This is a genomic window from Streptomyces altiplanensis (assembly GCF_053591575.1).
In genome coordinates this window covers 1-10,160 of the sequence record NZ_JBSFUB010000160.1, presented here as the reverse complement: position 1 = coordinate 10,160, position 10,160 = coordinate 1, and the positions used below count along the sequence as shown (strand labels likewise).

The window sequence follows — 10,160 nt, the reverse complement described above, 5'->3', positions numbered from 1 at the left end:
AGCCCGGAGATCTCACCGGCCGCCTGCCTGGCGTACAGGCCCTTCACATCGCGTACGGAACACACCTCCACCGGCGTGGCGACATGCACCTCCAGATAGGGCGTGTCACTGCTCTGGTGGCGCTTGCGCACGGCCTCGCGGCTGTCGGCGTACGGCGCGATCACCGGCACCAGGGCGGTGACGCCGTTGCGGGCCAGTACCTCCGCCACCAGGCCGACGCGCTGGACGTTGGCGTGCCGGTCCTCGCGGCTGAAGCCGAGGCCCGCCGAGAGGAACTCGCGGATCTCGTCGCCGTCCAGCACCTCCACGCGGCGGCCCTCGGCCTTCAGCCGTCCGGCCAGCTCGTAGGCGATGGTGGTCTTGCCCGCGCTGGGCAATCCGGTCAGCCACACCGTCGCACCTGGCCGGCAGGTGCATATTCGTTGCTGTTCCATCGGGTCCTTTCCGTTGGTGGCCGTGTCGGCCGCGGTCGTGTGCCCGTGATTCTCAGCTGACGGACTGTGCGGCGTCCTTTTCGATGCGGGGCGGCGCCGGCTTCTTCCCGATGGCGCTCTCGGCCGATCCCTCGCGGGGCAGCTGGAGGGTCAGGACGCCCAGGATCACGGCGGTCACGGCGACGACGACGTAGTACCACATGAAATCGCCGGTGACGTTCTTCAGGAATCCCGCCGTGTAGTTGCCCACGATTCCCCCGACTCCCTGGGTCACGTTGGTGACACCGAAGATGACCGTCGCCGCGGCGCCCGAAGCCGACTTCGACACGTACGCCGGCACCAGTCCGTAGATCGGGTAGAAGGCGAGCGCGAAAAGAACGCCCGAGACCATCGGGAGGAAACCGACCGGGGCGACCACCAGCAGGAGAGAGGAGGTGAAGAAGAGCGCGTAGCACATCACCAGTGAGGCGCGTACGCCGATCCGGTCGGAGAGCCAGCCCACCGCGAATCCGGCGAACATTCCGATGACACCGATGGCTCCCCAGACCTGGGCCGCGAAGTCGATGTCGAATCCCAGACCTTCGCGCAGGTAGGGCGAGAGGTAGTTCTGGAACGGCATGCAGGCGAAGCCGTTCAGGAACTTCATCGTCCAGACGATGACCACCCAACGGACCAGCACCATGCGCCAGCCGGCCCGGGCGCTGTTGTTCTCACGTCCGTCGTCGTTCCGCGGTACGCCGTCGTCGTCCGTCGTGCCTGCGGTCGCGGTGCCGCGCGCGTTCTCCTCCTCGCTGCGGAAGAGTCCGAGCCGGTGGAAGGTGAAGGCGGCCACCATGGTCACCATCAGCGTTCCGAACCCGACCGAGTACCACAGCCCCCGCCAGTTGTCGTCCTGCACGAAGCCGGGCACCAGGAGGCTGTTGACGAAGACGCCGTAACTGGTTCCGCTGGACACCAGCCCCAGCACCTTGCCGCGGTGCCGGTAGTCGATGACCCGGCCGACGATCTCGACCAGCGGTACGTACACCGAGGCCGCCGTACCGCCCATGATCGTCAGCAGAATCCCGATGAGGACGATGCTGTCGCTCACCGGCAGCAGCACCAGGCACAGTCCGCACAGCGCGACCGAGCCGATGACGACCTGGCCACCGCCGATCCGGGTCGACAGCCACGTACCGAGCAGGGCGAACAGCAGGAAGCCGAGCTGCCCCGCCGCGGTGATCGTCCCGACCACGGTGTAGTCGAAGCCGAGGTCCTTGCGCATGTCGGTGACGAGCTGCGCGAAGAGATAGAAGCCGAAGCCGTACGTCGCCGCCACAAAACTGGTCAGCAGTACGGTCGCGAGGAATCCGGCGACCGTTTTGGAACGCTTGCTGTCGGCGTTCTTGTCACTCACCACGGGTGTGGGCCTTTCTGACTGCTTCATGACTCGTGCCTCATGGATTACGGCTTCCGGGCGACGTGGATGACGAAATCCACTTCGTCGAGGTCGAAGCTCTCCTGGAAGTCGCCGAAGTTCTGGATCGTGTCGAAGCCGGCGTCGATGAGCAGGGACGAGAGCTCGTCGGAGAGAACGGGATAGACCTCCAGGTGGTGTGTGCCACCGTCCGGGAAGTCGTACTGGAATCGGCACAGCCGCTCGTCGATGTGCGCGACGGTGACGGTCGCCCCGGTCCCGCAGTAGTAGTAGTTGCCGGTGCTCTGGTACCGGTGCCGGCGGATCGCGTCGAAGTTCCGGTGGTCGACGATGAGGATGCCGCCGGGGTTCAGCGCCTCGTAGAACTCCGCGAGCACGGCCCGGCGGTCGGTCTCCTGGAACAGGTGCGGGAACGAACTGCCCAGACAGACGATCGCGTCGTAACGCCCGTCGACGTGCTCCCGCAGGCTGCGCCAGTCGGCCTGGATGACGCGGAAGGACTGTCCGTGCTGCTCGGCGTTGCGCCGGGTCTGTTCGATCATCTGCGCGCTTCCGTCCGCCGCGGTGACGTCGAAGCCGTGCTGGGCGAGGGTGACCGAGTGGTAACCCGTGCCCGCCGCCACGTCGAGCACACGACGGGCCTCGGCACCGTTCAGGAGCTCCATGAAGAAGTCCTGCTCGCTCGCCCGGCGGCGGTCCCAGTCGATCAGCTGGTCCCAGCGGTCCACGAGGGTGGACACGTACTGGCCCTCGAAGTCGTCCGGGGTGGTCGCTCCGGTGACGGGGGCTGTGCCCGCGACCCGGGTTGCGGGTGTGGTCATGATGATCCTCCGGCTCTCTCTGACGGTGCGAAGACCCCGCGGCCGTACGGGCGGGCCGTACGGCCGCGGGACTGGCGGATGGGCGGACGGCCGGGACCGGGTGCCCCGGCCGGCGCTTCGGTTCAGCTGTACTTCGCCGCGAACGACCGGTACTTCAGAGCGAGTTCGTCGGCCCATTCGGAGACGTCGCCGAGCTTCATGCTCAGACACTCGTAACCGAGCAGCCGCTTCATGACGGCCATCTCGCGCTCGGTGAAGTGCACCGTCCCGTCGTCGTCGATGCGGTCGATGCCGTCGGCGCGCTGGCACTCCTCGTTGATGCGGACCGCCTCGTCGGGCCCGAGGCCGTCGGGCAGGTCGAGCGTGCCGCCGTCCCGGTGGACCCGGACCGGGTACCCGCCGGGCAGACCGCCCGGTGCCGGGGCGTGGGCGAGCACCCCGCTGTCGGCCGCCATGCCCTTCAGCACCCGCACGGCGGACGAGGCGGTGAGCAGCTGACCGTCGATGCCACCGATCCGCTTGAGCCGGTCGTCGAGCTGGGCGAAGAGCGCGCCGTGGTCCACCTCCACCGTCCCGGGCCGGCCCGCCACCGTCACCGCGAGGTGGTACGCACCCTGCCCGGCGTCGCCGAAGCGCGGCACGTAGTGACTGAAGTAGTGCTGGGCGGTGAGCCGGAGCTCGACCTGGGAGGGGTGCGCGTCCAGCAGGTGTGCGGCGGCCAGGGTGAGCGCGGGGACGATGTTGGCGACATTGCCCACGCCGATCGTCGGCGCCAGGGCGACCTTGCCGAGGACCGGGCCGACCGCGTCGGGGAACGCGGCGTTCACGACCTTGGCGTCGATGCCCGCATCCCGTACCGCCTGCATCAACAGGTGGTTGAGCGTCAGGTGCATCGGCAGCCACGGCCCGAACTGCGCCTCGTCGAGCTCCTCGAAGACCTCCTTGGGAAGGGCCGTGATGACCCGCCAGGACTGGAGCGAGCCGCCCATGAAGATGATGTCGGGCCGCACCCTGGCCAGGGTCTCGGCCGTGGCGTCGACGTCACGGAGATCGACATGGACGGTGTCGACCGTGCCGTGCAGGCCGAGGTTGGTGGCGGTGAACAGCGCCAGGTTGCCGCGCCTGCGTATGGCCTCGGCGTCCCGCCCGGCCAGCACGACCCGGTTGGTCGCCGGGTCGCTCAGGAGCATGCTGAGCACCTTGGCGCTCAGGTCTCCCATGCCCAGCAGCATGATGAGGGGCTTGTCGGAACCGCCGGTTGAGGAAGTCATGGGTTCGCCTCCAGGACGTACGGAGAGGGGAGTCAGCGCGGGTAGGAGCCGTTGTCGGCGCGCAGCAGGGCGCCGGTCAGCGTCCGGGACCCGTCACTGAGCAGGTACGCGCACACATCGGCCACGTACTCGGGGAGGATGTCGCCGTCGAGCTGCTCCTGGCGCTTGTACTCGGCGTAGCGGTAGTCCGGGATCCGGTCGGCGATGGCCGTGTTGACGATGAGGCCCGGCGACACGACGTTGACGCGGATGTAGGGAGCGAAGTTCATGGCGTTGGACTTCGTGAGACCGATGACACCGGCCTTGACCGTTCCGTACAGGGCGTCGGAACTTCCGACCTCTCCCGCGACCGAGGCCAGGTTGACGATGGCGCCGCGCCGTTCGGCCGGCAGCAGGTGGTCCGCGAACCGCCGGGACAGCCACACCGGACCCTTGATGTTCACGGCGATGACCCGCTCGATCGTGGCGTCGTCGTACTCCCAGACCGGCTGCCCGAGGTAGAGACCGGCGTTGTTGACCAGGCCGTCCACGTCCGGGTGCGCGGCGATGACCCGGTCCATGAAGGCGTCGCATTCCTGGTGCGAAGCGACGTCGGCGACATGGGTCTCCAGCGCCCGGCCGCGGTGCTCGTCGGCCAGCGACTTCAGGCCCGGCTCGTCGATGTCGCAGGTGATGACGGTTTTTCCGGCGTCCAGGAGCCGGCCCACCAGGGCCCGCCCGACACCGCTGGCGCCGCCGGTGACGATGACAGTGCTCACGCTCATGCGGAGGCCTCCTCGGCCGGCTGAAGCCGGTACTGGTCCAGGTGCTCGTAGAAGGGGCGGCAGTGGCGCTCGAACGCGCGCAGGCCGGGCCGTGTCTCGTAGGTGAAGCGGTATGCGCGTTGCGGCCTGCTGAAACCGCTGCTGGCGGCGACGTCCGTGTGCCAGCCGCTCCAGGTGGTCCATTCGGGCTGCTCGCCCGCGGACCACCGCAGCGCTTCGGGGAGGAAGGGGATTCCGACCGCGGCGCAGTAGGCGGCGATGGTGGCCTCGGGGCGGGCGGCGAGGTCCGCCGCGTTGATGACGACGGGCGTGGTGCCCGTCAGCTCCCGCACGAAGTCGAAGGACCGGGCCAGTTGTTCGTACCCCAGCACCTCGCGGGTGAGTTCGGGGTGCACGGTGGCGTGGGAGAGGACGGCTTCCTCGGGGTCCCGGATCAGGAAGGTGTTCACCTGGCCGAGCAGGTAGGCGGAGTCCTCCAGCAGGTGGTCGAGACAGTGGTACGGGAAGTCCTTGTGGAAGACGGGGCGTTCGAGCCGGGCGGCCTCCATCATCCGCTTGATCTCCGGGTAGGTCAGCGGGTGGTCCGGGTCCGCGTTCTTGTGCGGAATGGCGGCACGCTCTTCGTGCATGAAGAAGACGTAGGCGAAGGCTTCATGGAACACCTTGAAGTCGCCCCGCTCGATGAACGAGCGCTCCAGCGCGGTCGACATCGACCTGGGATGGCTCCAGAGCGCGATGGACTGGTGCATACGACACCTCCTCGGTGACGGGGGGCTGGGGGGACGGGGGCCGGCAGGCGGCTCAGGTCAGCAGCAGGGGCCGCGCGGAGGCGGTGATGGTCTGGAACTGGTGCGCGACGAAATCGATCAGCTTCCTCGTGTTCGCCATGACTTCGGCGTACGTCGAGATGAAGGGCCCGTAGTGGGCGAACTCCTCGGGATGCATGCCGGCCGGGTCGTACGCGCGGTGGAACGACGGCAGCCACATCAGCTTCTCCAGGACGTCCGCCGGCACCTCCTGCTCGATGGCGCGGGTGCCGAAGACCGGCAGCTCGTTCTCGCGGCGCATCACGTCGGCGATGAACTGGGGCTTGCAGGTGTAGACGACCGCGCCGCCCGCGCTCTCCTCCAGATGCATGCTCAGTGTGCTGCTGCCCTGGGCCGGGTCGTCGACCTCAAGGCTGGAGAGCAGCGGCTTGAGGGGGTGGCCGTTCTCCCGGATGAGCGTGTGGATGCGCTTGAGTACGGCGACTTCGGCCCAGCGCAGGTCGGTCCGGGAGAGCTCGATCTCGCGGATGGCCGCTTCGTAACGGAGGTCGTTGTTGGCGCCGAAGCGCCCGATCATGTGCGTGAAGACCGCACGCCACCGTCCGGTGTCGATTCCCTGGTCGTGCGCCTGCTTCAGCCCGGATTCCACCGCCTCGGCGCAGGCCGTGAACTGCGGAACCGTGTAGGAGAGCGTGGAGTTGACGGAGATGCCGCGGGCCACCAGCTGCCTGACGACCTCGTACCCCTGCTTGGTGCCCGGCACCTTGACCATGAGGTTGGGGGAGATCCGGGCGATGCGCAGCGCCTGTTCCAGCATGAGGTCGGCGCGGAGCATGTGGCGCGGGTCGAGCTGGCCCGACACCCAGCCGAACTCTCCGTCGGTAGCCTGCCACATCGGCAGCATCTCGCGCGCCGCGCGGCGCAGCGCCTCCTCGTAGACGAGTGAGAACGTGCTCTCCACGTCGGGGTCCAGCTGGTAGCGGATGAGCTCCTGGATGTCGTTGCGCCAGCTGTCCGGCGAGGCCAGGACGCTCTGCGCGACCAGGGAGGGATTGGTCGTGATGCCGCGGACCAGCGAACGGTCGGGTGTCGCCGGACACAGGAAACGGTCGAGCTGCTCCTGCCAGCGCTCCCTGGTGCCCTGGTCGGGCGCGGTGGCGAGTTGACGGTCGCGCCACCGGGGGAAGTCGAGGGGCGAGGAATCCCACCAGATCTCCGCCGACCCACCGGCGTGCTGCAGCTCTTCAAGAACACTCGGCATGCGAATCGTCCCTTTCCAACTCGTTCTCTCCGGAGGGCAAGGCAGTCGTCATCGGGCAGCGCGGGCAGCGCGGGCAGCGCGGACGGCCGGGCCCCGCGCGGTCCACCGGTCCAGCAGGGCGGGGAGTTCCTTCATCGAGCCGAAGGCGATCGCCCCCTCGGCCGCCAGGTCCGCCGCCGTCCCGTTCTCCGGCGGCGCGTAGGCGAACACCGACATGCCGGCCGCGAGGCCCGCCCGGACACCGACGAGGCTGTCCTCGACGACTGCGCAGTGCTCGGCCGGCACTTCGAGGTCGGCCGCCGCGTGCAGGAACAGTCCGGGGTCCGGCTTCCACGCGCCCACCTCGTACGCGCTGTAGATGCGGTCCTGGAAGTAGGGCAGCAGGCCGGTCAGCCCCAGGGTGTTGAGGATCTTCTCGCGCGGTGCGCTGGACGCCGTGCAGAAGGGCAGTCCGAGCCCCTCGACGACCTGCCGCACATGGGGGACCGGCAGCAGTTCGGTGGCGAACAGGTCCGCGGACCTGCTGCGGAACCGCGGTACGAAGCCGGCCGGCAACGCCCTGCCCAGCCGCGCCTCGAGCTGCCCGACCCACTCCGCGACCTTTCGGCCCCGGATGAATTCGAGCGCCTGTTCCGACGAGAAGTCAAGTCCCTCTGTGCCTGCCATCTCCCGCATGACTCGCGAGCTCAGTGTCTCGCTGTCGACAAGAACGCCGTCGCAGTCGAATATGACCAGCCGTTTCGTCATGGGAACCCTTTCATCGCTGCGAATGAGCCCCGCAGCAGGCTTCCGAACCTTCAGTCGGCGGGACTTGCACAGCAAAGCAAAGCGTTCTATCGATTCGCTCACCGCTCGGTACCCCGGCAACCAGGAGAGGGGATAAAGGTGTTCAATCCGGGCGCGGATGACAGAGTCGCAGGCACTGTCTGGACCTGCCATTCGGGGGTGGCTAGCTTTTACTCGGGACGCGTGGTGATCACCAGATCTCAAGCATCGCCATTCCTGGTCTCTGTTGATCGCCTTTTCCGTCGGATTCGTGATCAGGCATCTGCGCGAGAGGGAGTTCAATGAAGTTCGGAGTTCTCGGCCCTCTGTCCTTGACGGACGGAGACGATTCCCTGCTGCCGTCCGCACCCAAGACGCGTCAGCTCCTGGCGCTCCTCCTGCTGAGTGCGAACTCCGTAGTGACGCTGGACACCTGTGTCCAGGAGTTGTGGGGCGAAGCCGCACCACGCAGCGCTGTGCAGAGCGTGCACACCCGGGTGTTCCAGATGCGGCAGGCTCTGGCCGGCGGCTCTTCCGGAAGGACGACGGACGAGAGCAAGCGCATTCTGGAGACGCACCATCAGGGCTATTCGCTGCGGGTCGAGGACGGAGCTCTCGACCTCCACACCCTCGACCAGTACTTGACAGATTTCCGGCGAGCGCAATCGCGCAAGGACGACCTTCTCGTTTCTTCGGCTCTTCGCTCGGCGCTCGGCCTTTGGCGCGGGCACACCCTGCTGGACGTACAGCAGGGGCCCTGCATCCAGGCGTATGTCACGGGAATAGAGGATCTTCGGATGACCGCGCTGGAGCAGTGCATCGATGCTGAACTGCGACTGGGCATGCACCACCAGCTGCTCTCCGAGCTGAGCACCCTCGTGTCCCGGCATCCGGTGCACGAGAACCTGCACGCTCAATACATGATCGCGCTTTACCGGTCGGGCCGTACCGCGGAGTCCCTGGAGGCGTATCACCAGCTTCACAAGAAACTGACCGACGAACTCGGCATCGAACCGTCGCATCGGGTCAGGCGGCTTCAGACGGCCGTACTCACCGAAAGCGCGGAACTTGATGTCACCGCGTCGGACAGCATGGGCCTTTCGCTGGGTCTTATGACCACCTGCTGACAGAATTCGACCCTACTGACGGAGGAGGAGAGCGTACGTGTCAGCCGTACACGTGCACTCGGTACCCGGCCCTGCCGATGGCGATGCCCGGCGCGTCCGTCGGTTCGAGACCCGCATCGCCGTATGTGCCGGCGGTGGCGAGGTCTGTGACGGGTGGGTACTGGGAGTGGTCGGCGCCGCACTGCCGCTGGCCCGGGACGACCTTCGGCTCTCGGCGCTGGAAACCGGGCTGGTGGGATCCGCCTCGCTGGTCGGCCTGTTCTTCGGAGGTCTGGTCTTCGGCTGGCTCACCGACAAGGTCGGCCGCCAGAAGATGTACCTCATCGACCTGCTGGTGTTCCTTGTCGGCTCTCTGCTCCAACTCGTGGTCCAGGACGCGGCGCAACTGCTGCTCGTACGGCTCGTCATGGGCGCCGCGGTGGGCGCGGACTACGCCATCGCCGGCGCCCTGGTCGCGGAATTCGCGCCGGCGAGGAGAAGAGGACGGCTGCTGGCCTCCCTCATCGTCTTCTGGTACGTCGGCTACACCCTGGCGACCGCGTTCGGCATCGCCATGACTTCCCTGACCGACGACGGCTCCGTGTGGCGCTGGATCCTCGCCAGCAGCGCGATCCCGTCCCTCGTGGTGCTGCTGGCGCGGTTGGGCACTCCGGAATCGCCGAGCTGGCTGGCGAGCAAGGGACGGGTGGCGGAGGCGGAGGCGATCAGTGAACGCTGGCTCGGCCGGAAGCTCCCGCGGCCCGAGACCGGCACCGAACAGGTGAAGACGAGCCACCGAGCGCTGTTCTCCCCGCCTTACCTTCGCCGGACCCTGTTCACGAGCCTGTTCTGGCTCTGCCAGGTCACACCGTTCTTCGCGATCTCCACCTTCGCGCCCCAGGTGCTGGGCCTGCTCGGCGCCCCGAACGACGGGATCGGCGAGCTCCTGCTCAACGCCTTCCTGCTGGTGGGATGTCTGACCGGGATGGCCGTCATCAACCGGGTGAGCCGTCGCAACCTCCTGATCTGGCCGTTCGGAGTCACGGCCGGCGCCCTGCTCGTCCTGGGGCTGTGGCCGCACGCCCCCCAGGGGGCCGTAGCCGTCTGCTTCGGCGTCTTCGCCCTGTTCCATGCCGGATCCAGCGTGCTTCAGGCCGTGTATCCCAGCGAGGTGTTTCCTACGGAGATCCGGGCCACCGGAATCGGCTTCGCCGCCGCGGTGAGCCGTATCGGAGCGGCCTTCGGCACCTTTCTCATTCCCCTGGGACTTCAGGCGTGGGGCGTCAGCGCGGTCATGATGTTCGGCTGCGCGCTCTCCGTGGCAGGCGCGCTGGTGTCGATCGCCTGGGCCCCTGAGACCAGCGGTCTGTCCCTGGCCCGGGTAAGCCGCCCGGACGCCCCGCACGGGCCGGCCACCCCTGCCGACGTCCCCCTGAACCGACTGTGATGAGGAGTTCCATGTCCCGCCGCCTGTTCACCTCGGAGTCCGTGACCGAGGGCCACCCCGACAAGATCGCTGACCAGATCAGCGACACGATCCTCGACGCGCTCCTG

The 10,160-nt window shown here is 67.6% G+C and carries 11 protein-coding genes; 3 read left to right on the top strand and 8 right to left on the bottom strand.

Annotated elements, in window-relative coordinates; translation table 11 throughout:
* The 8 genes from cysC to ACWD0Y_RS34850 form a co-directional block, all read right to left on the bottom strand.
* Positions 1 to 434, bottom strand: a 434-nt coding sequence (cysC, locus tag ACWD0Y_RS34885) for an adenylyl-sulfate kinase (RefSeq protein WP_450264280.1), incomplete at its 3' end; no start/stop codon positions are given.
* 52 nt (positions 435 to 486) lie between these two features.
* Complete coding sequence (locus tag ACWD0Y_RS34880; RefSeq protein WP_450264279.1) at positions 487 to 1,860, bottom strand: MFS transporter; 1,374 nt, start codon at positions 1,858 to 1,860, stop codon at positions 487 to 489.
* A 17-nt stretch (positions 1,861 to 1,877) separates the two neighbouring features.
* On the bottom strand, positions 1,878 to 2,672 hold the full coding sequence (locus ACWD0Y_RS34875; RefSeq protein WP_450264278.1) for a class I SAM-dependent methyltransferase: 795 nt from the start codon (positions 2,670 to 2,672) through the stop codon (positions 1,878 to 1,880).
* A gap of 122 nt (positions 2,673 to 2,794) precedes the next feature.
* Positions 2,795 to 3,943: a hypothetical protein gene (locus ACWD0Y_RS34870; RefSeq protein WP_450264277.1), complete on the bottom strand. Its 1,149-nt coding sequence runs from the start codon at positions 3,941 to 3,943 to the stop codon at positions 2,795 to 2,797.
* A gap of 32 nt (positions 3,944 to 3,975) precedes the next feature.
* Entirely contained in the window at positions 3,976 to 4,707 is a 732-nt protein-coding gene (locus tag ACWD0Y_RS34865) for an SDR family NAD(P)-dependent oxidoreductase (RefSeq protein WP_450264276.1), read from the bottom strand.
* Positions 4,704 to 5,456, bottom strand: coding sequence for a sulfotransferase-like domain-containing protein (locus ACWD0Y_RS34860; RefSeq protein WP_450264275.1), 753 nt, complete (start codon positions 5,454 to 5,456; stop codon positions 4,704 to 4,706). The genes ACWD0Y_RS34865 and ACWD0Y_RS34860 overlap by 4 nt, the downstream gene beginning before the upstream one ends.
* Positions 5,457 to 5,508: 52 nt before the next feature.
* Positions 5,509 to 6,735, bottom strand: coding sequence for a transaldolase family protein (locus ACWD0Y_RS34855; protein WP_450264274.1), 1,227 nt, complete (start codon positions 6,733 to 6,735; stop codon positions 5,509 to 5,511).
* A gap of 48 nt (positions 6,736 to 6,783) precedes the next feature.
* Complete coding sequence (locus ACWD0Y_RS34850; protein WP_450264273.1) at positions 6,784 to 7,482, bottom strand: HAD family hydrolase; 699 nt, start codon at positions 7,480 to 7,482, stop codon at positions 6,784 to 6,786.
* Positions 7,483 to 7,802: 320 nt separating this feature from the next.
* Between ACWD0Y_RS34850 and ACWD0Y_RS34845 the strand changes: the two genes are divergently transcribed.
* The 3 genes from ACWD0Y_RS34845 to ACWD0Y_RS34835 all read left to right on the top strand — a co-directional run.
* Positions 7,803 to 8,627: an AfsR/SARP family transcriptional regulator gene (locus tag ACWD0Y_RS34845; RefSeq protein ID WP_450264272.1), complete on the top strand. Its 825-nt coding sequence runs from the start codon at positions 7,803 to 7,805 to the stop codon at positions 8,625 to 8,627.
* Between the two features lie 37 nt (positions 8,628 to 8,664).
* Complete coding sequence (locus ACWD0Y_RS34840) at positions 8,665 to 10,053, top strand: MFS transporter (RefSeq protein ID WP_450264271.1); 1,389 nt, start codon at positions 8,665 to 8,667, stop codon at positions 10,051 to 10,053.
* Between the two features lie 11 nt (positions 10,054 to 10,064).
* On the top strand, positions 10,065 to 10,160 hold a 96-nt coding region (locus ACWD0Y_RS34835; RefSeq protein ID WP_352332740.1), incomplete at its 3' end, for an S-adenosylmethionine synthetase N-terminal domain-containing protein.

Coding starts and splice junctions, on each gene's coding strand:
- ACWD0Y_RS34880 (WP_450264279.1), bottom strand. CDS start 1,860: ATGAAGCAGTCAGAAAGGCCCACACCCGTGGTGAGTGACAAGAACGCC.
- ACWD0Y_RS34875 (WP_450264278.1), bottom strand. CDS start 2,672: ATGACCACACCCGCAACCCGGGTCGCGGGCACAGCCCCCGTCACCGGA.
- ACWD0Y_RS34870 (WP_450264277.1), bottom strand. CDS start 3,943: ATGACTTCCTCAACCGGCGGTTCCGACAAGCCCCTCATCATGCTGCTG.
- ACWD0Y_RS34865 (WP_450264276.1), bottom strand. CDS start 4,707: ATGAGCGTGAGCACTGTCATCGTCACCGGCGGCGCCAGCGGTGTCGGG.
- ACWD0Y_RS34860 (WP_450264275.1), bottom strand. CDS start 5,456: ATGCACCAGTCCATCGCGCTCTGGAGCCATCCCAGGTCGATGTCGACC.
- ACWD0Y_RS34855 (WP_450264274.1), bottom strand. CDS start 6,735: ATGCCGAGTGTTCTTGAAGAGCTGCAGCACGCCGGTGGGTCGGCGGAG.
- ACWD0Y_RS34850 (WP_450264273.1), bottom strand. CDS start 7,482: ATGACGAAACGGCTGGTCATATTCGACTGCGACGGCGTTCTTGTCGAC.
- ACWD0Y_RS34845 (WP_450264272.1), top strand. CDS start 7,803: ATGAAGTTCGGAGTTCTCGGCCCTCTGTCCTTGACGGACGGAGACGAT.